A 26,986-nucleotide genomic window follows, 5' to 3' on the forward strand; every position below is an offset into this window, starting at 1 on the left:
ATCAAATGTTTATTCGTATTCAGCCAGAAAGTCAGACACCAATTTATACGCAATTGATTTACCAAATAAAGCGAGGCATCTTAAAAAAAGAATTACTTCCAGGTGAAGGTTTACCCAGTGTTCGAAGCTTAGCAGGAGATATTGGTATTAATATGCATACTGTAAATAAGGCCTATAAGTTATTAGTCGAAGAAGGTGTTTTAGTTCAACAAAAAAAAGGTTTTATGGTGAATCCAACGATGAAAATAAAGATGCAAGAAAAAGAATTAGCACTTTATCGTGAACGTTTAGAAGAGCTGATAATTGATACGCATATATTTAGTATTAGTGAGGAAGAAATTGAAAAAATGCGAGAAAGTATAGAAAAAATGTTGAAAGAGAGTGAACAGATATGATTTTATTTATTTGGATAATGTTTGGAACCATTTTTATGTTGGGAATCATTAATGGAATAACGCCTTATTTCAGTCGTCGAAGCAGTCAATTTGGGGTTAGTATACCAGTTGAATATCAAGATGATCCATTTATTAAGAAGCAACAACGCTTCTTTTTAAGCATGAATGTAAGTTTAAGTTTTATTTTAGGATTGCCCATTTTGTATGCAATGAGACTTGACGTTTCTGAACAAATTGCTCAATTTATTTCTTTTTACTTACTTTTTGCACTAGTAGCTTTCATGGGAATTGTTGGACTATTATTTTTAAAAATTCGTAAAAATATTATAGAATTTAAATCTACGATACCAAAAGAAATAGTAGCAGATGAGAGCCATGATATCGTAGTTGATACCACCTATCGTCAAAGAAGGTTGATTGTACCAAGCTATTTTATTATCATCTCTAATTTAATTATTATTTTAGCTGTTGTCGGAATAACATTAATAAACTATGAACAAATGCCAGACAGAATTATTACGAACTGGGATATTAATATGAAACCTAGTGTAACAGTTGCTAAAAGATATACAAGTGCTTTGGCTTTACCAGTGATGCAATTATTTATGATGGGAACAATGTATGTCGCAAATCTATCTTTTCAAAAAGCTAAGCAAAAAGTAGATCCACGTAATCCAGCAGTATCGATTGAAAAGAATCGAGCTTTTCGTTATGCTTGGTCCATTTATGGATTAGTGATGTCGATTTTACTTCAGCTTTTGCTAGGTGGATTGCAATTAATTATGATTTTTGACTGGATGAATAAAGTCAATTTTCCGCTCATGATTATTATTTTTGTTGTTTTAACAATTGGAGGAACATTAATCTTGTCTCTTAAATATGGTCAAGGGGGAGAACGTCTAAAATTAAAAGGCAGCAAAGGTGATAAAATTGAAACCGTCGCAGGTTACGATGACGACATAAGTTGGAAATTAGGTGTGATTTACTTTAATTCAAAAGATCCCTCAATTTGGGTAGAAAAACGATTTGGCGTTGGAAATACAATGAACATGGCACGTTGGCAAAGTTGGGCGTTTCTAATTGCTATTTTAGCAATTCCTCTTTTAATAGGTATTTTATTCAATTAAAGTAAAAAAAGTTCAAATAAATTACAACTTAAATAGAACTTAAGATTATTGATATCACAAAAATAAAAGTTTATAATTATTTTTGTTCCCATAATTTTTTGAAGTAATATAAATTGAGCTGAGGGGTGAGATGATGAAAGAAAATAAGTATGATAATCCGAAGTTTTTTGAACAATACAGTCAAATGAGTCGTTCTGTTGAAGGACTTAAAGGAGCGGGAGAATGGCATGAATTAAAAAAAATGTTACCTGATTTCAAAGGGAAACGAGTTTTAGATTTAGGTTGTGGATTTGGTTGGCATTGTATTTATGCTGCTGAGCATGGCGCATCCTCAGTGATTGGAATTGATTTATCAGAAAGAATGTTAGCTGAGGCAAAAAAGAAAACATCGTTTCCGCAGATACAGTATATTCAACAAGGAATTGAAGAGTATGAGTATCCTAAAGATAGCTTTGACGTAGTTATTAGCTCATTAGCTTTCCACTACATTGAGTCTTTTGAACAAATTTGTAAAAATGTTAGACAATGTTTAGTTTCTGGTGGGGATTTTGTCTTTTCTGTTGAGCATCCTATTTTTACAGCACAAGGAATGCAAGATTGGTCCTACGATGAAGCTGGTAATCGACTTCATTGGCCTGTGGATCGTTATTTTGATGAAGATCAACGTAGCAGTATATTTTTAGGTGAAGAAGTAATAAAATATCATAAAACATTGACAAGTTATTTGAATACTTTATTAAAAAATAATTTTGAAATTATGAGTATTGTTGAGCCAGAACCTGCTGAAGAACTGCTAGATATTCCTTATATGCAGGATGAATTACGCAGACCAATGATGCTATTAATTGCTGCTAAGAAAAAAAATTCAGTGTAATGCTGAATTTTTTTTCTTTACAAATAATACCCCTATAGGTATAATACGTTTATACCTATAGGGGTATTATTTGAGAGGTTTTGGATAAATTAGGTTTACAGAAAGGGGAAATTATGTTTTTATTTAAAAAAATTCCTTCTATTTCAATTAAGGAATTAGAACGTAAGTTAACTGAAAAGATTGTTCTCATTGATGTTAGGGAACCAAATGAGTTTAGAAATGGACATATTCTTAGTGCAAAAAATATCCCACTAAATAAAATTGGCAATTATAAACCAAAGACAGAGGTATATGTTATTTGTCAATCAGGTATGCGTAGCAAAGCAGCCACAAAAAAATTAATCAATGCAGGATACGATGCGATCAATGTTAAAGGCGGTATGTTAGCATGGAATGGTAGTATTAAAGGAGGAAACTAAAGATGAAAATTGTAATTATTGGTGGAGTTGCAGGAGGAATGTCTGCTGCTACACGATTAAGAAGGTTAAATGAACAAGCTGAAATTATTGTACTGGAAAAAGGTCCTTATGTGTCTTTTGCTAATTGTGGATTGCCTTATTATGTGGCAGGGGAGATTGAAAACCGTTCTGATTTGCTTGTGCAAACTCCTGAACAGTTAAAAGCTAGATTTCGATTAGATGTCCGTCCAAATAGTGAAGCCATTAAAGTTGATACGGTGGGTAAGGAAATAGTGGTAGCTTCAGAAAGTGATACCTATACATTAGCATACGACAAACTTATCTTGTCGCCAGGTGCGAAACCATTTATTCCACCAATTAAAGGATTGGAAATGGCAAAAAATAGTTTTACTTTACGGAATGTGCCAGATGTTGATGAAGTTATGACTTATATTGAGTCACACAATCCTAAGAAGGCAGTTATTATTGGTGCGGGATTTATAGGGCTAGAAATGGCTGAGAGTTTAGTCAACAGAGGAATTCATGTAACAATTGTTGAAAAAGCACCACATGTATTGCCGACTATTGATGAAGAGATGGCTGCTTTTATTACGAAAGAATTAAGTAAGAATCAAATCAATGTAATAACTGGTACCTCTGTTATTGGAATCGAAAATGAGGGTCGCAGTGTCATAATAGAAAATGGAGCTAAGATTGAAACTGATTTTATTTTATTATCTGTGGGAGTTCAGCCAGAAAGTCGTTTGGCAGTAGATTCAGGTATCCAAACTGGGCTACGAGGTGGTATAGTAGTAGATGATAATTATCAAACAAGTGCTAAAGATGTGTACGCTGTTGGGGATGCTATTTTAGTAAAGCAATATAGCACTCAAAAAGATACTTTAATTTCACTTGCTTCTCCTGCTAATCGTCAAGGAAGACAAGTTGCCGATATTTTATCAGGGTTAAAGAGAAAGAATTTAGGTAGCTTAGGAACGGCAATTGTGCGCGTGTTTGATCAAACAATTGCTTCAACAGGATTAACTGAACAGCAGTTGAAGAGTGAAGAAAAAAATTATCAAGTGGTCCATATTCAAGGTAAGAATCATGCAGGCTATTACCCAAATGCTTCTATGATTCTGCTTAAACTATTATTTAATCCGATATCTGGAGAAATTTATGGAGCCCAAGCTGTTGGAAAAGAGGGTGTTGATAAGCGAATCGATATTTTGGCTACAGCAATTAAAGGTAATCTGACAGTTGAAGATTTACCAGAATTGGAGTTTACTTATGCGCCACCATTTGGCTCGGCAAAAGATCCTGTAAATATGGCTGGTTATGCAGCGTTAAATAGTATGGAAGGTATCACTGAATCCATTCAGTGGTATGAACTCCAAAGTTATTTAGAAAAGGGTGCATTGCTGTTAGATGTTCGCGGAGAAAAAGAAATTGCTGCTAATGGGTATTTTCCTAATGCTTTAAGGATTCCTTTAGATAGTTTACGTGAAAGAATGAATGAACTTCCACAAGATAAAGAATTTATCGTTAGTTGTCAAAGTGGTTTACGGAGTTATATAGCGGAAAGAATTTTAAAACAAAATGGTTTCCGAGTGAAAAATTTAGACGGGGCTTTTAGCCTGTATTCAACGGTTCGACCTGAGGAGGTTAAGTAAAAATGTTTGAAACGATTTCTATGCCTGAATTTGAGCAATTAATTAAAAAGAAATCTGTATCAATAATTGATGTCAGAGAAGCTCATGAATATGAACAAGGACATATTGCGGATGTATTATTTATACCGATGCAATCTATTCCAGAAAAATTAGATACGTTAGATTATGATGAAAATTATTATCTTGTTTGTCATAGTGGAGTACGTTCAAATGCCGTTTGTCAGTATCTTGCTCAAGAAGGGTACCATGTTACGAATGTAATGGGAGGTATGTCAGCTTGGAAGGGAGAAAGTGTCTATGGAATGTGATAAAAAAATCTTAAATCGTTTGAAGCGCTCAGAAGGACAGATGCGTGGCATTTTAAAAATGATGGAAGATGGAAAAGAGTGTAAAGAAATCATTGTACAATTATCAGCTGTTCGTTCCAGTATCGATAAAGTCATGGGATTAATGGTTGCTGAAAATTTGATTCAATCAATTGAGTATGAAAATGGCACAAATCCCGAAAAGGATGAAGCTGTGAGAGAAGCAGTAGAGTTAATTGTGAAAACAATGTAATAGCAATAAAAGGATGGGCTAATCTATTTTTAGAGAAGCTCATCCTTTGTTGTTTTGAAAATTTATTAACAGTCTCTAAATTTTAGTAAAGGCCAAGTTTTTTGCCAGTCTTTTTCCTCTAATCGTTCTTGATAAATACTATAGTGTTGTGAATTTAGTTTATAGTAAGGTGTTGGCGAAACGATTAAGTTCATTAATTCTTTTATTCCCCATGGTGCAGCAATCAGGAGTTGACCATCTTGAGTCAACTTAACTCCAATAGCGGTAGGAAGTTCTGGAAAATGAGCAATTCCATCTTGTGAAGACTTAAATGGTGGGAAGCCAGCTTTATGGTGCATTCGAGCTTGGTTTTTTACAGACCAAGGCATGGTAGAATCTAGAACATGTAATTTTTTATTCAAATTTTCTTCTGTTTCAATACTCGTATCTACTGGATCAAAATAAATAATATCGATATCATTTAAAGGAGTATCTGAAGGGTAACCGTGCAGAACATCCCAGATTTTATTGCGAATGAAACCAGCACAAATCCACCAATCTGGTAAATTTAAACTTTTTACTATTTTTAGGATGCGTAGCATTTCTTGATCATTTTGAATGATAGCTTTTAACTCTGCTTCTTCTGCCATTCTATTCACTCCAATCTGATTATTATGTATAAAAAAACTGCGAAGAGAGACTCTTGCGCAGTTTTTTCAGTTTACTTTGCTTCTTGAATCACGTTAATTTTTTCGATTTTGATATCTTCTTTTGGTTTATCACTTTGTCCAACTTCGACAGCAGCGATTTTATCGACAACATCCATGCCTTCAATTACTTGGCCAAAGACTGTATATCCTCCATCTAAACTTGGATATCCACCATTTTTATAAGCTTCAATAATTTTTTCAGGAGTTGTACTTGAAGATAATCCAGCACTCATATCAGCCGGATTTTGAACAACATAAAATTGACTGCCGATTGAAATGGGTTGATTTGTTTTAGCCATAGCTAAAGCACCGCGAATATGATAAAGTTCTGGTGAAATTTCTACACCAAATGGTTTACCCCAGATACTTTCGCCACCCATGCCAGTACCGTCGGGATCGCCACCTTGAATCATAAAGTCTTCAATGACGCGATGGAAGATTGTACCATCATAGTAGCCATCTTTGCTGTGAGTAATAAAGTTTTCAACAGCTTTAGGAGCGAATTCTGGGAATAGTTTTGCTTTAATCGTTCCCATTGTTGTTACAATCTCAACAACAGCTTCGTTTTCTGTGACTTCATTTGAAAGCTGAGGAAGTGTCAATTTTGAAAAATCAACAGGTGCTTCAGCTTCGCTACTACTTTCAATTTGTTCACTAGATGAAGAATTTTCTGTTTTTACATCATCTTTTTTGTCTTTGTTGACATAGTTGATTCCAAAAATAATTGCTACAATTGCAACAATTAAAAGTAAAATTCCTAAAATTAATTTTTTGTTTTTCATTTTTTTACCACACTTTCATTCTATTTTATTAGCCAACGTTTATTTTACCTTAAAATGAGCAAATATGGAATAGAAGTCATTGGATTTGTTCGTTTCTTTCTTTTCTTCATCAGATTGAAAATAAACAAAAAATTAAATGGTGTATACCAGTTTTTTTAAAGAAACTTTTCAACTAGGGGCAATCGTTTGTTTTTTTACGTACCAATTAATTGGTGGTTAAGTTGTGTAAGTTTTATCGGAAATAAGCCTAGATGAAACAGTTTTCATTTGTTATAATGTTTATGGTAGCGTATTCGTTTAAGTAAAATAGATGCGTTAAAATAGAGTATGGGGGTAGGAATAAACGATGGGAAAATTAGGTGTTTCGATTTATCCAGAACGTTCAACATTTGAAAAGGACCAAGCTTATTTAGATTTAGCACACAAACATGGGTACACACGAGTTTTTACTAGTTTGTTAGAAATTGACGGCGATGCTGATCAAGTTTTAGGTAGTTTTAATAAAGTTGTAGCCTATGCAAATAGTTTAGGCATGGAAGTGATGGTTGATATCAACCCAGGTTTATTTACACAATTAAATATTTCTTATGATGATTTATCGTTCTTCCATAAAATGGGAGCATATGGCATTCGCTTAGATATTGGATTTACTGGCCAAGAAGAAGCGCGTATGACACGTAATCCTTATGGCATTAAAATAGAAGTTAATATGAGTTCTGGAACAAAGTATGTAGATAGTATTATGGCATTTTCACCAAATCGTGAAAATTTATTAGGCTCACATAATTTTTACCCACATCGTTATTCTGGTTTAGAATATAATCATTTTGTTTATTGTTCAAACCAATATCGTAACCATAACTTAAATACAGCAGCCTTTGTGAATTCGCATGAAGCGACTTTTGGACCTTGGCCAACACAGGATGGACTTTGTTCATTAGAAGATCATCGCGATTTAGAGATTGCGACTCAAGTCAAACACTTAGTACTAACAGATTTAATTGATGATATCATTATTGGAAATGCGTATGCATCAGAAGCTGAAATTATTGCCATGGCAGAAGCTTTTAATGCAGATTATCCATCTGTTAAAGTAGACTTAGATCAAGAGATTAGTGATGTTGAAAGAAAAGTTGTGTTAGATGAGTTACACAGTTACCGTGGTGACCGTTCGGCTTATATTTTACGTTCAACAATGACTAGAATAAAATATAAAAATGAAGAGTTTCCACCTCATAATACAATCGATATTAAACGCGGCGATTTATTAGTCGACAACGTTGATTTTGGTCAGTATAAAGGGGAGATGCAAATTGCTTTGAAGGAAATGGAAAATATCGGTCGTGTCAATGTAGTTGGACGAATTAGTGACGACGAATTATTTTTACTAGACTTCTTAAAACCATGGTCAAACTTTAAATTAATTGAAAATAAATAAGGTTACATTAGTGGCAGTTGCACCAATTTTCTGGTGCAACTGCTATTTTTAATTTGTTTATAAATTGGATACTCGGTTATATATATAACCGAGTATAAAAGCTATTATTAAAATTTCTTTAGTTCAAGAAGAAAAAAGAAAGAGAGAGACGTGCGTTTTTAGACATAAACACGTATAATAGAAATATAACAATTTGATACATAGCAAGTTGGTAGAATGGAGGAGTGTTTAACAATGAAAAGTTCAACATTATTAGGAGTGATTGTATTAGGAACAATTGGACTAGGCTTAGCTGCTACGGCAGTTGCTTCATTTGCTGATTTAGGCGGATCGAGTCCAGAAAGTCAAGTTAATGTGTCATCATCTTCTAAAAGTAGTAGCGAAGCATCTACAACTAAAAATAATGACAGCCAAAATAAAAATTCAAAAACGGATTCAGAAGAAGTGAGTTCAAGTGAAGAAAAAGAATCATCTTCGAGTCTAGCTAGTAACTCAAGTGAGGTTGATTCATCTAACAAAGAGTCAACTTCGAGTTTAGATAGTAGTTCTAGCGAAAAAAATGCACCAACGAAAGAGGAATCATCATCAAGTATAGCTGACGTCTCCAATGGAAATACTGATTTAGAAGATTCGACTTCTTCTGGAAATAATCTTAATAATGCAGTTTCAGAACAAAATCCGGGCACACAAGCGGAACAGGAAGCAACTATTGAAACTCCAGCAGTTAATCCGCCAGCAGCGGATGCTAATAATAGTGAAAACAAAGTAATGGATGAAGTTACTTATGTAACAGATGTGTTTCCACAAACTGGGGAACAAAAAAGTCAGCTACCTTTAATTATGGGGATAATATTAGTCATTTTAGTGATTTTATTTTTAGTGTTTATGCGTAAAAAGAATAAGGATGAACAAAATAAAAAAAATTAAGCTACAGTTTAGAAGTTGTTTTTTCTTAATAAATGATGGAATGAGGAATGTTAGATGAAATTAATTGTCAATGCAGATGATTTTGGATTATCTAAAGGAGTTAATTACGGAATTATAGAGGCCCATCGTTCAGGAATTGTTACATCAACAACGTTAATGGTCAACATGCCTGGATTTTCTTCGGCAGTTGCATTAGCCAAAGAAAACCCAAGTCTAGGAGTTGGAATTCATTTGGTGTTGACAGCGGGGCAGCCTATTGCTGAAAATGTCTCATCATTAACGGATCAAAAGACGAACAATTTTTATAAAAAAGAAGACTATAGTGAAAAAGTACTTGTTACAGAAGTGGAAAAGGAATGGGAAGCGCAAATACAACAATTTAAACAGACTGGATTATCTATGACGCATATAGACAGTCATCATCATGTTCATATGAATCCGAGTTTATTGCCTCTTGTTTTGAAATTAGCTGAAAAGTACCAAGTGCCTTTGAGACAAAGTCACCACGACCTTAATACAGGCGCAAAAATTGAAGAATTGACGCCAACAGTTCGACACACAACGAATTTTGACGCTGGATTTTATGCTTCTGAAGCAACAGTTGAAAAACTCAATCAATTATTGCAAAGCTACCAAGCAGTTGAATCTTTAGAAATTGCCACTCATCCGGCTTTTATTGACAATGATTTATTAGCCCTAAGTTCGTATACAAAGAAAAGGCTAGATGAATTAGATATCTTAACTTCTAATGAAGTTAAAAATAAAATTGCTTCTTTAGGGATTGAACGAATCAATTATAGCCAATTGACATAAAAATAAGTTGCTACAAACTTTTGCTAGAAACTTAAGTTTGTGGTATTTTTTATTTTAGCTCAGTAAATTCCTAGAATTCAGAGTGAGAATTTACAATTTCAACTAAAATTACATTAAATATCGAGTATCTTTATAGACAAACTAGCAATTGACAAGTACAATAGAGAATGGATTAAGTGGGGCAGACTGAACATGCCTCAATTAAATGGCGAATGTGTTTTGGGAATTCGCATCTTAAATTACATCTTGGAACAAGTGTAACACTTAGAATAGTCGCAGTAATCCAAAGAGTAGCTTAATGAATTAAATAAATGAATGAAGTTAAATTCTCACAAACTCAGACTTTAATGAGGAGGAAGAAAAAGATGTCAATGTTTTTAGATCAAGTGACAATTAATGTTAAAGCCGGTTCCGGTGGGAATGGTATGGTGGCTTTTCGTCGAGAAAAATATGTTCCTGATGGTGGACCTGCAGGTGGAGATGGTGGAGACGGTGGAGATATCGTTTTTGTTGTAGATGAAGGTCTGCGTACACTCTTAGATTTCCGTTTTACTCGTCACTTTAAAGCTCAAGAAGGCGAAAAAGGAATGAGCAAAGGCATGCATGGTCGTGGTGCTGGTGATACAATTATTAAAGTTCCGCCAGGTACAACGATTAAAGATACAGATTCTGGAATGGTATTAGGTGATTTAGTTTATCATGACCAAGAATTAGTAGTTGCTAAAGGTGGTCGTGGTGGACGTGGGAATATCCGTTTTGCTTCTGCTAGAAATCCAGCGCCAGAGATTGCTGAAAATGGTGAACCAGGTCAAGAACGTAATTTAGAATTAGAATTAAAAGTCTTAGCTGATGTTGGTTTAGTAGGATTTCCTTCAGTAGGAAAATCAACAATCTTATCTATCGTTTCAAAAGCGCGTCCCAAAATTGGTGCGTATCACTTCACAACCTTGGTTCCTAATTTAGGCATGGTTCAAGCAGAAGATGGTCGTAGCTTTGTTATGGCTGATTTACCCGGCTTAATTGAAGGGGCTTCTCAAGGAATAGGCTTAGGAACACAATTTTTACGTCATATTGAACGTACTCGTGTTATTTTACATGTGATTGATATGAGTGGGAGTGAAGGTCGAGATCCTTTTGATGATTATCTAGCAATTAATAAAGAGTTAGAAACGTATAACCTACGTTTAATGGAACGTCCGCAATTAATTGTAGCCAATAAAATGGATATGCCTGAAGCTGAAGAGAATCTGAAAATTTTCAGAGAGAAATTAAATGCAGGGAAAACGGATGAGTTTACTGACGATATTCCGGTCTTTCCAATATCTGCCATTAGCCATAAAGGAATGAATAATGTGTTGAGTGCAACAGCTGATGTTTTAGATGTTACATCAGAATTCCCACTTTATGAATTAGTTGATGAAGATGAAACTGTTTTATACAAACATACACCAGAAGAAAAAGGTTTTGAAATTACTCGTGATCCTGATGCTGCTTGGGTTCTTAGTGGCGACAAGCTTGAGAAAACCTTTAAAATGACGAACTTTGAACATGATGAAAGTATCATGCGTTTTGCTAGACAATTACGTGCGATGGGTGTCGATGAAGAGATGCGTGCTCGTGGTGCGAAAGATGGCGATATTGTTCGTATTATGAAATATGAATTTGAATTTGTTGAATAATAGAAAATCAATTATTCTCTAATTTTAAAATAACCTAAAACGAAAATTCGTTTTAGGTTATTTTTTATGAAAACAAGCTTTATTTTTTGCTTTTTTTATAAATTTTAAGAATAATTAGAATGAAACAGTCAATCAGTGTCGCATATTTCAACTAACTTTGTTACACTAAAGAAAAGAAACTTAAAGAAAAAGTAACAGAGTTTAAAGGAGATTGGAACAAATGGAGAAAGCTAAAAGACTAAAAAGTAGTCGATATATGTCTGGTTTAGATGGTTTAAGAGCATTAGCAGTAATTGGCGTCATATTTTATCATTTAACACCTCATATATTGCCAGGAGGTTTTCTAGGGGTTCCCATTTTTTTCGTTTTATCTGGTTATTTAATTAGTGATTTATTGATTCAAGAATTTGAACAAAATGGCAAAATTAGTTTGAAACAATTTTGGAAACGACGTTTAAATCGTCTTTATCCTGCTTTAGTGACTATGTTGATTTTAGTCACCGGGTGGATTACAATTTTTGAGCGTAGTTTGTTATTAAATATTCGAAATATGATTTTAACTAGTTTAGTTTATTTAAATAATTGGTGGCAAATTAGCCAAGGTGCTTCTTACTTTGATCGATTTACAACACCTTCACCATTTGTCCACTTATGGTCGTTGGCAATTGAAGGACAATTTTACTTGATTTGGCCTGTGATAGTCGTTTTTGCGATTGTCTTTATTAAACGAAATGATTGGATTTTCTATACTTTTATTGGTGTTTCAATCTTATCGGCTTTGTTAATGGCTATTTTATATGTTCCAGGAGCAGATCCTAGTCGTGTTTATTATGGAACTGACACACGTGCATTTTCTTTATTAATTGGATCAGCATTAGCTTTTATCTGGCCAAGTACGAAACTGAAAAAAAACTTGCCAAATGCAGGTAGAGTAACATTAGATGCTGTTGGTGTGTTGTCATTAGGTCTTTTAATCTGGTTAATGGTTCAATTGATGGATAGTGATCCATTTACGTATTATGGCGGCATTTTTATTTTTAGTCTCATCAGTGGCATTTTAGTGGCAGTAGTTGCTCACCCAGCGACATGGCTAGCTAAATTATTAAGTCTTCAACCGTTAAAATGGATTGGTCAACGGAGTTATGGCTTGTACCTATGGCAGTATCCAGTGATGATTTTATATGAAGTCAAAGTAGGTGATACAAGTTTACATCCACTGCGCCATTTAATTATCCAAATTACGTTGATTATTCTGATTTCAGAGGCTTCATATCGATTCGTTGAGATGCCATTCAAGAAACTAAACATTCGTGAAGTTTTGAATTGGAATGTGATTGTAGACCATGGGAAATCTTTATGGAGAAATCAAACTATAACAGGAAAGATGCATAAAGTAGGGATTGTGCTATTGAGCTTGATCTTGATTATTTCATTAGTAGGTTTTACAGTAGCGCCAGTTGGGGATAGCCCTGGCAAAATAAGATTAGCTGCACAGTTAAAGGCAAATCAAACTAAAATTGATAAGCAAAAACAAGATTTGATTGAACAAAAAAATAAAGAAGTAGAAGAATCAGCTGTAAGAGAACCGCTATTTGGTCTGACTCCAGAGCAAATGGAAGAAGCTGGTGAACTGAAAGTAACCTTAATTGGCGATTCTGTGATGTTAAGTGTCGTCAATCCTGTTGAACAACTATTTCCAAAAGCAGTGATTGATGGTGTGATTGGAAGACAACTTTATCAAACAGTTCCAGTAGTAGAAAGCTTGAAGCAAGAGGATAAATTAGGCAATCCAGTCGTGATAGCATTAGGAACAAATGGAGCCTTTACAGATAAACAAATGGATGATTTATTGGCAGCTGTTGGCGATTCTAAAAAAGTTTATCTAGTTAATACTCAAGTGCCAAAGAATTGGAAAAACAGTGTGAATCAAGGCATAAGTAGTGCTGCTAAGCGACATTCTAATGTTGAAGTAATTGACTGGAATAGCTACAGTCAAAATCATAGTGACTGGTTTTATGAAGATGGAGTTCATCCGAATGAAGCTGGAGCGGAAGAATATACGAAGTTGATTGCTACAAGCGTTTTGAAGAATTAAATAGAGTAAAAATAAATTTAGCCAGAATCAATTATTTCTTAGTCAAAGTTTCCGTTTTCTGCTAAAATAAAGAAGATGAAAGAATAAGATATAGATAGGACATGAATATATGGAGTTATTATTTTTAGGTACTGGAGCAGGTGTCCCTGCGAAACATCGTAATGTAACAAGCATTGCATTAAAATTATTAGAAGAACGTAATAGTATCTGGTTATTTGATTGCGGTGAAGGAACACAGCAGCAAATTCTTCATACAACGCTTAAACCGAGAAAAATAGAGAAAATTTTTATCACACATTTGCATGGAGATCATATTTTTGGCTTACCTGGTTTGCTGAGTAGTCGTTCATTTCAAGGTGGAGACGAACCACTCGTTGTCTATGGTCCAAAAGGAATTCGTGAATATGTGTTAACTAGTTTAAAAGTTTCAGGAACTCATTTGAAATATGCTTTGAGCTTTCATGAAATTACTGAAGAAGGGGTTTTATTTCAAGATCAGAAATTTAAAGTTACCTGTTTAGAGCTCGATCATGGAATTCAGTCGTTTGGTTACCGAATTGAAGAAAGCGATCACCAAGGTATGCTCCAAGTTGAAGCGTTGAAAGCCGTTGGCGTTCCTTTTGGACCAATGTATGGTAGAATCAAAAATGGAGAGACAGTCACCTTAGAAAATGGACAAGTAATTGATGGTCGGGATTTTGTGGGAGAAGATCAAAAAGGTCGAATTGTAACCATATTAGGTGATACAAGAAAGCATCCTAATAGTGTTTTATTGGCTCAAAATGCCGATGTATTAGTCCATGAAAGTACATTTGATGGAGCAGATCGAAAAATTGCTCGTGATTATCACCATTCAACTAGCTTAGATGCTGCAGAAGTGGCTAAAGAGGCCAATGCCAAACGTTTATTGCTTACACACATCAGTGCTAGATATTTAGGGAAAGAAGCATACGCCCTTGAAAAGGAAGCTCAGAGCATTTTTAAAAAGTCACACATCGTCAAAGATTTTGAAGAAATTGAGATTCAGTTGGTGCGAACCGATAAATAAAGTTAACTAAAATAAGGGAGCTGAAATTTATGTTAGATAATCGTCGAGACTTAACGGATAAAGTAGTAGTGATTACAGGTGGTTCAGGTGGTTTGGGAGAACAGATAGCGTATGCTTGTGCTCGCCAAAATGCTAGAGTAGTTGTTTGCGCAAGACGAATTGATAAACTGGGTAAGGTGAAGCAAAATTGTGAAGCAATTTCGGGTAAAGAAGCTTATGCTTTTCAACTTGATATAGCGAATCCAGAAATTATTAAAGAAGTTGTTGAGCGTATCTATGATGAAGTTGGAACTGTGGATGTTTTAGTTAACAATGCTGGATTTGGTTTCTTTGAAGAAGCTTTGAAATTCGATATGGATCTTGCTGAAAAAATGTTCCGCGTCAATGTATTGGGAATGATGTATATGACTCAATTAGTGGCCTTACAAATGGCAGAACGCAAAGTAGGGCACATCATTAATGTTGCTTCTCAAGCTGGTAAAATGGCTACTCCTAAATCATCCGTATACTCAGCAACTAAATTTGCTGTACTAGGATACTCCAATGCATTACGTTTGGAATTAAAACCTTTAGGTATTTATGTAACAACAGTTAATCCAGGGCCAATTGCTACAAACTTTTTTGATATTGCAGATAAAGAGGGGGGCTATTTGGATAAAGTAGACCGTCTAGTGCTTGATTCTGAAGTAGTTGCCAATCGTATTGTTGGTGTTATGGGGATTCCTCGTCGAGAATTAAATTTACCTGTGTTACTTGAAGTCGCCAGCAAATTTTATACATTATTTCCGCATATTGGAGATTATATCGCCGGAAATGTATTTAATAATAAATAAACACATAAAAAGCTAAGAATTTTTTCTTAGCTTTTTCTATTTGAAAATTATTAAATTTAGTAGAAAATATTAGACAAGAAAATAAAAAAAAGGTATGCTTAAGTGGTAGATGAATTAAATCTGAATTTAAATTTAGATAGAAAGCTAGGTTGATGTTGTTGGACTCTCAAGAAAAAGATAAATTAAGCTAAAGGAAAAAAACACTTTTCGCATAATTTCCTATTTTCTTATCGGAGTTGGCCAGCTCAACAAAAATTTTAATCAGGCTAGTTCTTATGAGTCAGTCCTAATCGGCTCAACAAACTTTTATTATAAGGAGTGTTAGGGATGAAAAATCAATGGCGTTTAGTAGTTGGTATTATTTTAGTGTTAATTATCGTTTTATTTGCAATTTTTAATGTAGATGCAGTTCCTGTGAATTTTGGCTTTATTAAAGTTGATTGGCCTTTAATTATGATTATTTTAGGTTCTTTGTTTATTGGGGCTATCGCAACAGTTTTAGTTTCTACTAGTTCAAGTATTCAAGTAAAAAAAGAATTAAAAAAAGTGAAAAAAGAATTGGATGATAAAGATAATCAAACTAAAGAACAACTTTCTAAGGTTCAAGCAGAGTATGAGCAAGAGTTACTTGAAAAAGAAGTAGAAATCGAAGCAAAACAAAAGAAAATTAATAGTTTAGAAGATGAGCTAGTCAGTAAAATGACAAATCCAATCGTTTAAAACCATCTATTATTAAAAAGCCTAGCCAATAATATTTTGGCTAGCTTTTTTTATATTATTTACATATGGAAAAATACTAGAAAAGGTGAATTAAGAAATTAAGATAGATGGTTTCGCTTTCATTAAAAAACAGTGGCTACCTATTATTAAGGGATGATGACAAGGGATAAAATTAGATTGACGAGTGCTCTATAACGTGTTATTTTAGTACGAGTTGATAATTTTATTTTTAAAGGAGCACATACAGAAATGGAAAAAAAGTATTATGAAGTAAAGACAGTCACGATTGATCCGACTGCAATTGGTCTTTTTGGATTAGCAATCGTTACATTAGTAGCATCTTCACAAAAATTAGGTTGGACTGAAGGAACAAGCGGGGTTATTCCTTGGGCGATTTTCTTAGGTGGGGTAGCACAATTAATTGCTTCGGCATATGATGCTAAGCATAACAATCTTTTTGGAGCAACAGCATTTGCGGCATACGGATTATTTTGGTTAGGTACTGGCATGAGCTGGATGATTCAAAGTGGCTTGTTTGGAACAGCTTTACAAGAGTCATTTGATGTGAAAGATTTAGGTTTTGCATTTATTGGTTATTTTATCTTTACTGTCTTTATGACAATTGGAGCGCTTGAAACAAACAAAGTTCTATTTATTATTTTCTTTTTAATTGATTTTCTATTCCTAGGACTATTTATGTCAACATTAGGCATTGCACCTGAGTTTTTCCATATGATGGCAGCTATTGCAGAATTTTTAATCGCTGTATTCTCATTCTATGGTTGTGGAGCAGCTGTTTTAAATGGACATTTTGGGTATACCTTCTTACCAATTGGAAAACCATTTGGCATTATTACAAAACCAAAATCTACAAAGAAAAAGAAATAAATCATAAAATGAAAAAGCATTGTGGATCTGAAGAATCAGATTCTCAATGCTTTTTTTGATTTGAAAAAACTAAACTTGGCGCAACATATCTATATGTGGAATATCATCTTCTAAATAGATTTCAGAAATCGGTAGAAAACCAAAACTGCCATAAAATTTTTCTAAATAAGCTTGGGCTTGGATTTCAATTTCGCGGTTAGGAAATTTTTCTTCAATGGTTTTTAAAATAGTTGAAAGAAGTTCTTTACCTAGTCCAGTTTTTCGATATTTTTGAGCAACAATAATTCGACCGAAATGGAGTCGCGGATCTTGCGCAATTATTCGTCCATAAGCCATAATTTCACCAGACTCACTTTGTTTAAAGACATGAAGACTCGTTAAATCTAATTCGTCAATATCCTGATAAGGACAATTTTGTTCAACAACAAATATTTTAATCCGTTGTTGATAGATATAAAAGAGTTCAGTAGTTGTTAATTCATTAAAATTTTTCACTTTCCAAGTCATGGCTAAAACCTCCTAAATGTTACAAAAAAAAGAATATCTCTAGTATAAAGTTAAACGAATCAAGATACAACAAAAATAAAAAATAACATTGAAAGAGTTGCTACTCTATTGAGAGATAATTTGGTATAATAAATAGGTTAGGAGTGATTTGATTGTTGAAATCTCGAATGAACTGGAAATTAATAAATCAAGTAGTTGAACATAATAAAATAACTGAATTAAGTGAATCATTGTCTAGCTCGCCATTATTCGCAGGGCTATTGCTAAACAGAGGGCTAGATACGAAGGAAAAGGCCGAAGCTTTTCTAACCCCTGATGAAAGTTGGATTCATGATCCGTTTTTATTATTTGATATGGATAAAGTAGTAGAACGGATTACGACTGCTATTGAAGCTGGCGAAAAAATTGTTGTCTACGGAGATTATGATGCTGATGGTGTCACAAGTACCTCTGTTTTAAAAGAAACGCTGGAAATGTTAGGGGCTGAAGTTGATTTTTATATCCCTAATCGTTTTACGGATGGATATGGACCGAATGTTCGTGTCTTTGAGGAACTAATTGAAGAGGGAGCAGGTTTAATTTTAACTTGTGATAACGGTGTTTCCGGACATGAAGCAATTCAAAAAGCCAATGAATTGGGTATTGATGTGATTGTAACAGATCACCACGAGTTACCAGAAACTTTACCAGAGGCCTATGGAATTATCCATCCACGACATCCAGCAGGTGCTTATCCATTTGGTGATTTAGCGGGAGTAGGTGTCGCATTTAAACTAGCAACAGCTCTTCTTGGAGAATTTCCAGTTGAGTTATTGGATTTAGTTGCGATTGGGACAATTGCTGATTTGGTTTCATTGACTGGTGAAAACCGTGCTTTAGTCAAGCAAGGACTAGCAGTATTAAAATCATCTGAAAGAATTGGATTAAGTGCTTTAATTAAAGCGGCAGGAGTAACTCAAGAAACTGTTACAGAAGAAACAGTTGGTTTTGCTTTAGCACCACGTTTAAATGCTGTTGGACGTCTTGGAGAAGCCAAGCCAGCTGTTGAATTACTAACTACTTTTGATGAAGAAGAAGCCGATAGTTTAGCAACTTTTATAAATAAGAAGAATGAAGAACGTCAAGCATATGTAGCTGAAATTACAGAAGAAGCTTTTCAAATGATTGCAGATTTAACCGAAGAGCCATCAGTCTATATTTTAGCACGTCAGAACTGGCATGAAGGTGTATTAGGTATCGTTGCTAGTAAAGTTGTTGAAAAAACGGGGAAACCGGCACTTGTTTTGAATATAGATGAAACAGGAAGTTATGTAAAAGGCTCTGGTCGAAGTATTTCATCGTATCATTTATATGAGTCGATTAATGAGGTGCGAGGTTTAACTACTAGCTTCGGAGGACATCATATGGCTGTGGGTATCACGTTGCCAATGGAAAATATCGAATTACTGCAAGAACAGTTAAATCTATTTTGGGAGCGCCAAAATAATACTTCTGTTGCTGGTATTGAACTTTCAATTGATGAAAAAATCACATTATCAGAAATTACGATTGCTACAATTGATGAAATTGATCGATTGGCGCCATTTGGAACGGGAAATCCGAAACCTAGTTTCTTAATTGAACATGTCTCAGGCCAAGATATTCGAAAAATTGGCGGCAACAATGCCCATTTAAAAATGAAAGCTGTCGATAAAGAAACATCATTGGATGTAATTGGCTTTCAATTTGGTCCAGTTGCTGATGAGATGAATAAAGATGCCGAGGTTTCATTGGTTGGAAAACTCAGCGTGAATGAGTGGAATGGCAATAAAAAACCACAATTAATGTTAGAGGATATTGCTGTTGAGGGTCTTCAAATTTTTGATATGCGTGGTACTCATATTTCACCAACAATTTGGCAAGAGGATGCTTGTTTTGTCTTTTTCAATAAAAAAATACAAGAAAAGCAACAAACAAATATTCCGGCGGGCAGTCAAGTCGAATTCATTGAGAATTTAGCTGAAGCAAGTGCTGTTACAACTACAAAAGAAAAAATTGTTTTTGTAGATTGTCCTAATCAAACAGAACTAGTAACTGAAATTCTTCGTAATACACAAGCTGAAAAAATAATCGCTTGTTTTTACAGTGGAGACGACTCATACTTGAATGGCATGCCTAGTCGCCAACAGTTTGGTCAATTATTTAAATTTGCAGCAAGTCATCGTGATGTTGACATTCGTCACAAACTAAAAGTTCTATCAGATTATTTAAAAATTAAAGAAAATAATTTAATTTTTATGATTAACGTGTTTTTTGAAGTTGGATTTGTTACAATAGAAAACGGCATAATGAATTTTGTTGAAAATGCACCAAAAAGTGAATTGAGTGAAGCAGTGGTTTATAAAAACCGTTTAGAAAAAATAGAAGCTGAAAAATTGCTAGTCTATAGTCACTTTGCTGAACTTGAGACATGGTTAAAAGCACAATTAACAAACGAAGATTGAATGGAGGATTTTTGAAGATGGATTTAAAAAAATATATAGCTGATGTACCTGATTTCCCTGAAAAAGGAATTATTTTTCGTGATATTTCACCTTTAATGGCTGATGGGGATGCATATCGTTATGCAACCAATCAAATTACTCAATATGCAAAAGACAAAGGTGTAGAAATGATTGTTGGGCCTGAAGCTCGTGGGTTTATTGTAGGATGTCCAGTCGCATATGAATTGGGAATTGGTTTTGCACCCGTTCGTAAAAAAGGAAAGCTCCCTCGTGAAACAATTGAGGTTAGCTATGGTCTTGAATACGGTTCTGATATTTTACAAGTTCATAAAGATGCGATTAAACCAGGGCAAAAAGTTTTAGTTTGTGATGATTTATTAGCAACTGGTGGAACAATCGCAGCAACTATTGAATTAATTGAAAAATTAGGTGGAGTAGTAGTTGGAACTGCCTTCTTTATTGAATTAACAGATTTAAATGGCCGAGATAAAATTAAAGGTTATGATATCTTTAATTTGATGGAATATTAAGACTAGTAGCATTTTAGGCTTATTTAAAAGCGATTTTAAAATTTTGTTTGAAAAAATGTAAATATTATTTTTAAATAAACAATTTTTTTGAACTAGTAGGTGAAGTTTTCATTAATTCAGTGGGTGAGTGTGTATCATTATCATTTGATACTAGATAGAATTACTCCTATTGAAAACGAATGAAATTTATTATTTAAATCTAGACAAAATCCAGTTGTTTTGTTATAATTATCAAACAGTGAACATTACAAGTAGACGTAGGAACCATCTGAACAGATGGGATTCTGCGTCTTTTTTTGTTCTCTGAAAAAAAGATAGGAGATTGACAATGAAACATGATTTACGTTTACCCCAAAGTAGTAAAGAAGGACTTTTATATGGTATGATTATTTGTGGAATTACAGCATTTTTAATGACTTTTCTAAATATTTACCTCCAATTCTATACAGTAAATAAAGAGGTGCTATTTATTATTTTAAAAGCTTTTCCTTTATTTTTTATTGTGGCGATGTTACTGGAAAATTTTGTTATTAGTCGTTTTGCAAATAAACTAGTAGAAAAATATTCAGCAACTCAAGATAGCTTTAACGCTCACATTCTCTTTTCCATCTTCTTTACTGTGGTTGGAATGTCGTTTTGTATGACACTGATAGGCGATTTTATTGGACATGGATTTGTACTTGAGAAAGGGATTGTAGCTAGATTTTTAATGGCTTGGCCTAGAAACTTTGGTGTTGTTCTATTTATTGAACTATTGATTGCGCAACCACTAGCTCGAAAAGTAATGTCTACTATTCATCGTGAGAAATCTGAGAGCAACTTAGCTTAAGGTGGAAAATGCGAATGAATAGTAAAAAAGATAAATTTTAGAATAGTTTAAGAGCAATAGAAAACCCATTAGATAGTTAGATATTGTTGTATAATCAATTATTTCCTAGTTTGATTCATGGCTAATATATTATTGGTAGTTATTTCAGCATTCATTATGAGAAAAGAATCAAAAGTAAAATAAGTAAATTTTTTCAATAAATAAAACAATTAAAATTTTAGAATGTGAATCAAAAAAAGTTGCTGTACTAAGAATTTTAGTCAGCAACTTTTTTTATGTTCACAATAAATAGTTGGAATTACAATTATATCGATTTTTTTAAGGATAATAGCTTATCCGACTGGTTATCTTTTTGGTGCTCGGTAGCCAGCAGCAACAGCTTCTTCAATGGTATTGAACCATTGGACAACATTTGTCGTACGATCATAATAGGTGCTACCAGGAGTGTGATAAATGCCACTTTCGCTTCCTTTTATTAGTCCTTGTCCAGTTTCAACTTCTGCTGCTGTTTGAGCTTGTTGCTGTTCTTGTTCTTGAGCTATCCTAGCTTGTTCATCAGCAATTCTTTTTTCTTCCAGAGCTTTTTGTTCTTCTGCAATTTTACGTTCGGCCTCTAATTTTTCATTTGCAATTCTTTCTTTTTCTTTACTTTCAGATTCAGCTTTTTTTTGAGCTAGAGCTTCATTTGCTTCAACTGTATCCATTATTTTTATTAACCGGTTAGATAATTCTTTATTTTCATTAGTTAAAGCAACGACCAGAGTGTTCGCTTTATCGTAGCTAGCTCTAGTAGGTTTCCTTTCGGCTAATTTGACTGCATTAGTGGCAGTTTTTAATTCTTTAGCAAGTTTTTCTTTCTTTATTTTTTTAGCTTCTGCTTCTAATTTTTTTTGCTCAGCCTCTTTTTTTGAATAGGGCTTAACAGAAACTTTTTTAGAGTAGGTTTCTCCGTTTATTTTAACTTTTAAAGTGAATGCTTTTTTTTCTTTTGTTTTATTTTTTAAAGTTAGCGTAAATTTTCCTTTACTATCTGATTTTTCAGATTTAAACTTACCATAGTTGACTTTAGTCTTTTTCTTTGTAGTTCCAGATACTTTTGCTTCACCATTTTTGTTTGCTATTACAGTTGATTTTTCCACTGTAATAAAGTCATTTTTTGCTTCATCCGCATTGACAAAAGCAGGGAATAGTGAACCATTTAACAAGAATAGAAATACCAATACAACTTTTACATTTTTCACTTACATATCCTCCAATATTTTTAAGTGTAGTCTTTATTAGTTAAAGGCTCTAAAATATAGCATATCATAATAATGATTCCTATGCTAATGAATTTTTATTTATTTTTTAATTTCATATGTATTTAAAGAGTTCACATAAAAAAAAGCAAAAACCCACGAAAGGTTTTTGCTACAAGTTAATTAAATTAGGCTGTTTTTGTTTTAGGTTCGCGACCTAAGATAAATTCTAGTACAGTTAGTATGGCAAGTATACCAACAATGATGATAAACCAACTGGATGTTGTTACACCGAAGTCCCATGTATTATAAATCCAAATTACGACCAAGCTGTAAATCATTGATAGAATATTTAAAGCACCAAAAGCCCATAAATTTCCATTTTCTTTGTTGTTTAGATACATAGCACAAAGACCTACGCTTAAAACAATCCAAGCTACTTGTACTAATAAACTAAACCAATAAAACATAAATGCAACCATTAATAATTCCTCCTTAATAATAAAAATTTTGTTGAGCCGTCTAGGCCTGGCAGAAAAATAGGGAAATTTGATGTGACGCTTTTTGTCACCTCGAAATTTCATCTTTTTTCCGAAGGCCTGGTTCAAAAGAACTAGCCTTGATAAAAAGTTTGTTGAGCCGATTAGCTCTGGCAAAAAGATAGGAAAATACACACAAAGTATCTTTTTGCTTTGAGGGGATTTTATCTTCTTTTCGAAGAGTTGGTTCAAAAGAACTAGCCTTTATCTACACCATAAATTTTAGCACAAATACAAGAAGATACAAATGAAACGAATTGAAAACAAAAAAATAAAGCAAAAAGTGTGAGCTTTTTGCTTTATTTAGTGACTACATAGATTTAAGAAATATGGCTACGGTATAAACCGACAACTTTACCTAAAATACTAACTTCATTCAGGATAATTGGCTCTAAAGCATCATTTTCAGGTTGCAGACGATAGTGTGTTTTTTCTTTGTAGAATCGTTTGCATGTTGCTTCATCTTCATTGGTCATAGCAATAACAATATCACCATTATCTGCATTTGTTTGCTTACGAACAATGACATCATCTCCATCAAGTATGCCTGCATTAATCATACTTTCTCCACGAATTTTTAACATAAATAAAGATTCGGGATCATAACTCAGATGAGGTGGAATTGGAAAATAATCAATGGCTTCCTCAACTGCTAAAATTGGTTCACCAGCAGTAACAGTTCCTAATAAAGGAATTTTATCAGATGGAACACCTAATTTTGAAAGGCCTAAACTGGTTAATTCAATTGCACGAGGTTTACTAGGATCTCGTTGGATGTAACCATTTTTTTCTAAACGTGATAGATGTCCATGGACAGTAGATGTAGAAGAAAGTGAGACTGCAGTACCAATTTCACGAACAGTCGGTGGATAACCTTTTAACTGCACTTGTTCATGTATGTACTGTAGTACCTCGATTTGTCTTGATTCTGGTGTTTTACGCATAAAATAGTGCACCCCTTTTCTTTCTTAATTTCTTATCTATAGAATACCATAGATTGAAATGAAATTCAAACAGATGTTCGCTTTTGTGGAGAATTAAGCAAAGGAATATATTTTTTTGGTTTTTTTTGGTATAGTATGAAGAGAAGATAAGAGAGATGGAGTGATTAAAGTGTTAGAAAAAAATAAAATGAGTCGAATTAATGAACTAGCTAATAAAGCTAAAAAGGAAGGTTTGACTATAACTGAACAAGCAGAGCAAAAACAGTTACGTGAAGAATATTTAACAGCATTTCGCGGTGGGATGCGCCATCATATCGAAGGAATGAAGGTTGTTGATGATGAAGGAAATGATGTAACTCCTGAGAAGTTAAAAGATATTCAAAAAGAAAAAGGACTTCATGGTCGTTAATCCCTTGTTGTCTATTTGTATTTTTAAAAGAATTCAGATTGTTTTCTGAGTTCTTTTTTCTGTTTAAACAATAAATGGTTAATTTAATTTTATAAGCAGTGCTGTAATTTAATGATTTTTTAAATTAGCCAAAATTTACTTAAACGATAAAAAGCGGATTAAAGAAATCTAGGAAATAAATAGAGCAATGGCATGTATCGAAATTAAAAGAATCTAAAGAATAAGAAATATAAAATGCTTAATAGTAGTGAAAAATACCTAAATAAATTTTTGGACAAAATAAAGTGTTGTGAGAATTTTAAAACTAAATAGGAGCCAAATAGACCAATTGATTAAAATCTTCACATAAAAATAAAAAATAATATAAGTGAAAAATACCTAAAAATGAACGTTTAGTTGTTATTAAACGAAAAAACGATTAAATTCTTTGTAGAAAGCGTTGCACAAATACAAATAAAACAGTAGAATAAAGATATTAAAACCGAGAGGATGATTTAATTGTTCGATACAACTGACCAACTTGCAGTAAATACGATTAGAACACTTAGTATGGATGGAATTCAAAAAGCTAATTCTGGACACCCAGGCTTACCAATGGGGGCAGCTCCAATGGCCTATACACTTTGGACAAAGCATTTGAAAGTCAACCCTAAGAATTCAAGCTGGACGGATCGTGATCGTTTTGTGTTATCCGCTGGACATGGATCAATGCTTTTATATAGCATGTTACATCTATCTGGTTATGCGGTTACTATGGATGATTTAAAAAACTTCCGCCAATGGGATAGCAAAACACCAGGACATCCAGAAGTTCATCATACAGATGGTGTTGAAGCAACAACAGGACCACTTGGTCAAGGAATTGCTAATGCTGTAGGTATGGCAATGGCAGAAGCCCATATTGCAGCTACGTATAATAAAGAGGGACATACAATCGTTGATCATTTCACCTACGCTTTATGTGGAGATGGTGATTTAATGGAAGGTGTTTCTGCTGAAGCAGCAAGTATGGCAGGGCATTTAGAATTAGGTAAATTAGTCGTTCTTTATGATTCAAATGATATTTCATTAGATGGACCAACTTCTAAAGCATTTACAGAGAATGTTGGAAAACGTTTTGAAGCATATAATTGGCAACATATTTTAGTAAAAGATGGCAACGACTTAGCTGAGATTGAAGCAGCTATTGAAGCAGCTAAAGCTGAAACAAAAAAACCAACATTAATTGAGGTTAAGACTGTTATCGGATTTGGTGCTCCAAATGCCGGAACATCTAAAGTTCATGGTGCTCCACTTGGTGTTGATGGAATTGAAGCAGCTAAAAAAGCGTACGGTTGGGATTATCCAGCATTTACAGTACCAACTGCTGTTGCAGAGCGTTTTGAAGAAACGATGATTCAAAAAGGAGCTGAAGCTGAAGCTGCTTGGAATGAGAAATTTGCAGCATACAAAACAGCTTACCCTGAATTAGCAGCACAATTTGAAAAAATTATTTCTGGCGATTTACCAAGTGATTGGAATAGTGAATTACCTGTTTACGAAGTTGGGCAAAGTGCAGCATCTCGTGTGACAAGTAGCGAAACTATCCAAGCATTATCGAAACGTTTACCAGGCTTCTGGGGCGGGTCAGCAGATTTATCAGCATCAAATAATACAATGGTCGCTGGTGAAAAAGATTTTGAACCAGGACAATATGAAGGACGCAATATCTGGTACGGTGTTCGTGAATTTGCAATGGCAGCAGCAATGAACGGAATTGCTCTACACGGCGGATCAAGAATATATGGCGGAACATTCTTTGTCTTTACAGATTATTTACGTGCTGCTATTCGTTTAGCTGCTATTTCTAAAGCGCCAGTAACGTATGTATTTACTCATGATTCAATTGCAGTTGGAGAAGATGGACCAACTCATGAACCAGTAGAACAGTTATCAAGTTTACGAGGAATGCCAAATCTTTCAGTGATTCGTCCGGCTGATGGAAATGAAGTTGTTGCTGCTTGGGAACAAGCTATTACATCAACAGATCATCCAACTATCCTTGTCTTAACTCGTCAAAATTTACCAGTTTTACCTGGAACAAAAGAAAATGCTCGTAAAAATGTAGCTAAAGGAGCATATGTAATTTCTCCTCAAGCCGGTGAAAAACCAGCTGGTATTTTAATTGCAACAGGTTCTGAAGTAGCTCTAGCAATTGAAGCTCAAAAAGCGTTACAAGCAGAAGGTCAAGATGTTTCTGTTGTTTCAATGCCTAGCTTTGATTTATTTGCGAAACAAGACAAAGCTTATCAAGAAAGTGTCTTACCAAATGATGTTCGCAAACGAGTGTCAATTGAAATGGGCGCAACTTTTGGTTGGGAACGTTTTGTTGGACTTGATGGAGCTATGATTGGAATCGACAAATACGGTGCAAGTGCTCCTGGCGATATTGTTATTGAAAAATATGGTTTTACAGTTGAAAATGTAGTTCAAACATTTAAAAATTTATAAAATAATGTCACATCAAAGTAGTAAAAAGGAGACTGGGATTGAGAAATCTCAGCTCCTTTTTGCATGTTTATTCAAAAGAA

Annotated in this window: 27 protein-coding genes; 21 read left to right on the plus strand and 6 right to left on the minus strand. The window is 34.0% G+C overall.

From position 1 onward, the window contains the following. Positions 1–5 precede the first annotated feature (5 nt). From MHI00_RS07285 to MHI00_RS07315, 7 genes are all read left to right on the plus strand, one after another. The gene (locus MHI00_RS07285) at positions 6–395 is read left to right on the plus strand and encodes a GntR family transcriptional regulator (RefSeq protein ID WP_010053010.1); all 390 of its coding nucleotides are present in this window, start codon (positions 6–8) and stop codon (positions 393–395) included. Then, on the plus strand, positions 392–1,522 hold the full coding sequence (locus MHI00_RS07290) for a DUF1648 domain-containing protein (RefSeq protein ID WP_341112338.1): 1,131 nt from the start codon (positions 392–394) through the stop codon (positions 1,520–1,522). The genes MHI00_RS07285 and MHI00_RS07290 overlap by 4 nt, the downstream gene beginning before the upstream one ends. A 133-nt stretch (positions 1,523–1,655) precedes the next feature. Continuing rightward, positions 1,656–2,396 (plus strand): class I SAM-dependent methyltransferase, encoded by a 741-nt coding sequence (locus MHI00_RS07295; RefSeq protein WP_057001129.1) that lies wholly within the window; start codon positions 1,656–1,658, stop codon positions 2,394–2,396. A gap of 113 nt (positions 2,397–2,509) precedes the next feature. After that, positions 2,510–2,815, plus strand: a complete 306-nt coding sequence (locus MHI00_RS07300) for a rhodanese-like domain-containing protein (RefSeq protein WP_029451614.1) — start codon at positions 2,510–2,512, stop codon at positions 2,813–2,815. Between the two features lie 2 nt (positions 2,816–2,817). After that, positions 2,818–4,467, plus strand: coding sequence for an FAD-dependent oxidoreductase (locus tag MHI00_RS07305; protein ID WP_341112340.1), 1,650 nt, complete (start codon positions 2,818–2,820; stop codon positions 4,465–4,467). Between the two features lie 2 nt (positions 4,468–4,469). Then, positions 4,470–4,775, plus strand: coding sequence for a rhodanese-like domain-containing protein (locus MHI00_RS07310; RefSeq protein ID WP_341112341.1), 306 nt, complete (start codon positions 4,470–4,472; stop codon positions 4,773–4,775). Then, positions 4,765–5,025, plus strand: a complete 261-nt coding sequence (locus MHI00_RS07315; RefSeq protein WP_010053021.1) for a metal-sensitive transcriptional regulator — start codon at positions 4,765–4,767, stop codon at positions 5,023–5,025. Before MHI00_RS07310 ends, MHI00_RS07315 begins: the two co-directional genes overlap by 11 nt. A gap of 65 nt (positions 5,026–5,090) precedes the next feature. Here the strand turns inward: MHI00_RS07315 and MHI00_RS07320 are convergent, their stop codons facing one another. Together MHI00_RS07320 and MHI00_RS07325 are read right to left on the minus strand one after the other, a co-directional pair. Continuing rightward, on the minus strand, positions 5,091–5,654 hold the full coding sequence (locus MHI00_RS07320; protein ID WP_229251335.1) for a nucleotidyltransferase family protein: 564 nt from the start codon (positions 5,652–5,654) through the stop codon (positions 5,091–5,093). A gap of 71 nt (positions 5,655–5,725) precedes the next feature. After that, positions 5,726–6,496, minus strand: coding sequence for a peptidylprolyl isomerase (locus MHI00_RS07325; protein ID WP_015076613.1), 771 nt, complete (start codon positions 6,494–6,496; stop codon positions 5,726–5,728). Between the two features lie 346 nt (positions 6,497–6,842). Here MHI00_RS07325 and MHI00_RS07330 point away from each other — a divergent pair, with 346 nt between their 5' ends. The 9 genes from MHI00_RS07330 (at position 6,843) to MHI00_RS07370 (ending at position 16,937) form a co-directional block, all read left to right on the plus strand. Then, positions 6,843–7,934, plus strand: coding sequence for a DUF871 domain-containing protein (locus MHI00_RS07330; protein WP_015076612.1), 1,092 nt, complete (start codon positions 6,843–6,845; stop codon positions 7,932–7,934). A 234-nt stretch (positions 7,935–8,168) separates the two neighbouring features. Continuing rightward, on the plus strand, positions 8,169–8,861 hold the full coding sequence (locus MHI00_RS07335) for an LPXTG cell wall anchor domain-containing protein (protein ID WP_010053026.1): 693 nt from the start codon (positions 8,169–8,171) through the stop codon (positions 8,859–8,861). 54 nt (positions 8,862–8,915) lie between these two features. Further along, positions 8,916–9,674: a chitin disaccharide deacetylase gene (gene chbG / locus MHI00_RS07340; RefSeq protein ID WP_056998896.1), complete on the plus strand. Its 759-nt coding sequence runs from the start codon at positions 8,916–8,918 to the stop codon at positions 9,672–9,674. A 371-nt stretch (positions 9,675–10,045) separates the two neighbouring features. Continuing rightward, positions 10,046–11,353 carry a GTPase ObgE gene (obgE, locus tag MHI00_RS07345; RefSeq protein WP_010053031.1) on the plus strand — a complete coding sequence of 436 codons (1,308 nt, stop codon included), beginning with the start codon at positions 10,046–10,048 and terminating at the stop codon, positions 11,351–11,353. A 220-nt stretch (positions 11,354–11,573) separates the two neighbouring features. After that, entirely contained in the window at positions 11,574–13,448 is a 1,875-nt protein-coding gene (locus tag MHI00_RS07350; protein WP_332489518.1) for an acyltransferase family protein, read from the plus strand. A gap of 109 nt (positions 13,449–13,557) precedes the next feature. Then, entirely contained in the window at positions 13,558–14,496 is a 939-nt protein-coding gene (gene rnz, locus MHI00_RS07355; protein ID WP_201730487.1) for a ribonuclease Z, read from the plus strand. Positions 14,497–14,525: 29 nt separating this feature from the next. Next, positions 14,526–15,329 carry an SDR family NAD(P)-dependent oxidoreductase gene (locus MHI00_RS07360; protein ID WP_010053036.1) on the plus strand — a complete coding sequence of 268 codons (804 nt, stop codon included), beginning with the start codon at positions 14,526–14,528 and terminating at the stop codon, positions 15,327–15,329. 327 nt (positions 15,330–15,656) lie between these two features. Beyond that, positions 15,657–16,049 carry a lipopolysaccharide assembly protein LapA domain-containing protein gene (locus tag MHI00_RS07365; protein ID WP_010053037.1) on the plus strand — a complete coding sequence of 131 codons (393 nt, stop codon included), beginning with the start codon at positions 15,657–15,659 and terminating at the stop codon, positions 16,047–16,049. Positions 16,050–16,298: 249 nt separating this feature from the next. Beyond that, positions 16,299–16,937: an acetate uptake transporter gene (locus tag MHI00_RS07370; RefSeq protein WP_010053038.1), complete on the plus strand. Its 639-nt coding sequence runs from the start codon at positions 16,299–16,301 to the stop codon at positions 16,935–16,937. A gap of 69 nt (positions 16,938–17,006) precedes the next feature. Here the strand turns inward: MHI00_RS07370 and MHI00_RS07375 are convergent, their stop codons facing one another. Continuing rightward, positions 17,007–17,444 (minus strand): GNAT family N-acetyltransferase, encoded by a 438-nt coding sequence (locus MHI00_RS07375; RefSeq protein ID WP_010053039.1) that lies wholly within the window; start codon positions 17,442–17,444, stop codon positions 17,007–17,009. A 152-nt stretch (positions 17,445–17,596) separates the two neighbouring features. Here MHI00_RS07375 and recJ point away from each other — a divergent pair, with 152 nt between their 5' ends. From recJ to MHI00_RS07390, 3 genes are all read left to right on the plus strand, one after another. Continuing rightward, complete coding sequence (gene recJ, locus MHI00_RS07380) at positions 17,597–19,927, plus strand: single-stranded-DNA-specific exonuclease RecJ (protein ID WP_332490284.1); 2,331 nt, start codon at positions 17,597–17,599, stop codon at positions 19,925–19,927. 17 nt (positions 19,928–19,944) lie between these two features. After that, positions 19,945–20,457 (plus strand): adenine phosphoribosyltransferase, encoded by a 513-nt coding sequence (locus MHI00_RS07385; protein ID WP_010053043.1) that lies wholly within the window; start codon positions 19,945–19,947, stop codon positions 20,455–20,457. Between the two features lie 328 nt (positions 20,458–20,785). Continuing rightward, positions 20,786–21,286, plus strand: a complete 501-nt coding sequence (locus MHI00_RS07390) for a hypothetical protein (RefSeq protein ID WP_010053044.1) — start codon at positions 20,786–20,788, stop codon at positions 21,284–21,286. 344 nt (positions 21,287–21,630) lie between these two features. Here MHI00_RS07390 and MHI00_RS07395 read toward each other — a convergent pair whose 3' ends face one another. The 3 genes from MHI00_RS07395 to lexA all read right to left on the minus strand — a co-directional run bounded on the left by MHI00_RS07395 (position 21,631) and on the right by lexA (position 24,007). Then, entirely contained in the window at positions 21,631–22,527 is an 897-nt protein-coding gene (locus MHI00_RS07395) for a sunset domain-containing protein (protein ID WP_229251330.1), read from the minus strand. A gap of 185 nt (positions 22,528–22,712) precedes the next feature. Further along, positions 22,713–23,006, minus strand: a complete 294-nt coding sequence (locus MHI00_RS07400) for a hypothetical protein (protein ID WP_015076603.1) — start codon at positions 23,004–23,006, stop codon at positions 22,713–22,715. 377 nt (positions 23,007–23,383) lie between these two features. Beyond that, a complete protein-coding gene (lexA, locus tag MHI00_RS07405) occupies positions 23,384–24,007 on the minus strand; it encodes a transcriptional repressor LexA (protein WP_010053049.1) in 624 nt (207 codons plus the stop codon). Positions 24,008–24,176: 169 nt separating this feature from the next. Between lexA and MHI00_RS07410 the strand changes: the two genes are divergently transcribed. Both MHI00_RS07410 and tkt read left to right on the plus strand, forming a co-directional pair. Continuing rightward, positions 24,177–24,416 (plus strand): DUF896 family protein, encoded by a 240-nt coding sequence (locus MHI00_RS07410; RefSeq protein WP_010053050.1) that lies wholly within the window; start codon positions 24,177–24,179, stop codon positions 24,414–24,416. Positions 24,417–24,914: 498 nt separating this feature from the next. Continuing rightward, the gene (tkt, locus tag MHI00_RS07415) at positions 24,915–26,906 is read left to right on the plus strand and encodes a transketolase (RefSeq protein WP_056998892.1); all 1,992 of its coding nucleotides are present in this window, start codon (positions 24,915–24,917) and stop codon (positions 26,904–26,906) included. The last annotated feature ends 80 nt before the right edge of the window (positions 26,907–26,986 follow it).

The sequence above is a fragment of the Carnobacterium sp. FSL E2-0243 genome (assembly GCF_038003605.1).
In the GTDB taxonomy this organism is placed as follows: Bacteria; Bacillota; Bacilli; order Lactobacillales; family Carnobacteriaceae; genus Carnobacterium; species Carnobacterium maltaromaticum.

Bases quoted from the DNA above. Each gene is read 5' to 3' on its own strand.
- MHI00_RS07285 (WP_010053010.1), top strand. From the start codon at position 6: ATGTTTATTCGTATTCAGCCAGAAAGTCAGACACCAATTTATACGCAA.
- MHI00_RS07290 (WP_341112338.1), top strand. From the start codon at position 392: ATGATTTTATTTATTTGGATAATGTTTGGAACCATTTTTATGTTGGGA.
- MHI00_RS07295 (WP_057001129.1), top strand. From the start codon at position 1,656: ATGAAAGAAAATAAGTATGATAATCCGAAGTTTTTTGAACAATACAGT.
- MHI00_RS07300 (WP_029451614.1), top strand. From the start codon at position 2,510: ATGTTTTTATTTAAAAAAATTCCTTCTATTTCAATTAAGGAATTAGAA.
- MHI00_RS07305 (WP_341112340.1), top strand. From the start codon at position 2,818: ATGAAAATTGTAATTATTGGTGGAGTTGCAGGAGGAATGTCTGCTGCT.
- MHI00_RS07310 (WP_341112341.1), top strand. From the start codon at position 4,470: ATGTTTGAAACGATTTCTATGCCTGAATTTGAGCAATTAATTAAAAAG.
- MHI00_RS07315 (WP_010053021.1), top strand. From the start codon at position 4,765: ATGGAATGTGATAAAAAAATCTTAAATCGTTTGAAGCGCTCAGAAGGA.
- MHI00_RS07320 (WP_229251335.1), bottom strand. From the start codon at position 5,654: ATGGCAGAAGAAGCAGAGTTAAAAGCTATCATTCAAAATGATCAAGAA.
- MHI00_RS07325 (WP_015076613.1), bottom strand. From the start codon at position 6,496: ATGAAAAACAAAAAATTAATTTTAGGAATTTTACTTTTAATTGTTGCA.
- MHI00_RS07330 (WP_015076612.1), top strand. From the start codon at position 6,843: ATGGGAAAATTAGGTGTTTCGATTTATCCAGAACGTTCAACATTTGAA.
- MHI00_RS07335 (WP_010053026.1), top strand. From the start codon at position 8,169: ATGAAAAGTTCAACATTATTAGGAGTGATTGTATTAGGAACAATTGGA.
- chbG (WP_056998896.1), top strand. From the start codon at position 8,916: ATGAAATTAATTGTCAATGCAGATGATTTTGGATTATCTAAAGGAGTT.
- obgE (WP_010053031.1), top strand. From the start codon at position 10,046: ATGTTTTTAGATCAAGTGACAATTAATGTTAAAGCCGGTTCCGGTGGG.
- MHI00_RS07350 (WP_332489518.1), top strand. From the start codon at position 11,574: ATGGAGAAAGCTAAAAGACTAAAAAGTAGTCGATATATGTCTGGTTTA.
- rnz (WP_201730487.1), top strand. From the start codon at position 13,558: ATGGAGTTATTATTTTTAGGTACTGGAGCAGGTGTCCCTGCGAAACAT.
- MHI00_RS07360 (WP_010053036.1), top strand. From the start codon at position 14,526: ATGTTAGATAATCGTCGAGACTTAACGGATAAAGTAGTAGTGATTACA.
- MHI00_RS07365 (WP_010053037.1), top strand. From the start codon at position 15,657: ATGAAAAATCAATGGCGTTTAGTAGTTGGTATTATTTTAGTGTTAATT.
- MHI00_RS07370 (WP_010053038.1), top strand. From the start codon at position 16,299: ATGGAAAAAAAGTATTATGAAGTAAAGACAGTCACGATTGATCCGACT.
- MHI00_RS07375 (WP_010053039.1), bottom strand. From the start codon at position 17,444: ATGACTTGGAAAGTGAAAAATTTTAATGAATTAACAACTACTGAACTC.
- MHI00_RS07385 (WP_010053043.1), top strand. From the start codon at position 19,945: ATGGATTTAAAAAAATATATAGCTGATGTACCTGATTTCCCTGAAAAA.
- MHI00_RS07390 (WP_010053044.1), top strand. From the start codon at position 20,786: ATGAAACATGATTTACGTTTACCCCAAAGTAGTAAAGAAGGACTTTTA.
- MHI00_RS07400 (WP_015076603.1), bottom strand. From the start codon at position 23,006: ATGGTTGCATTTATGTTTTATTGGTTTAGTTTATTAGTACAAGTAGCT.
- lexA (WP_010053049.1), bottom strand. From the start codon at position 24,007: ATGCGTAAAACACCAGAATCAAGACAAATCGAGGTACTACAGTACATA.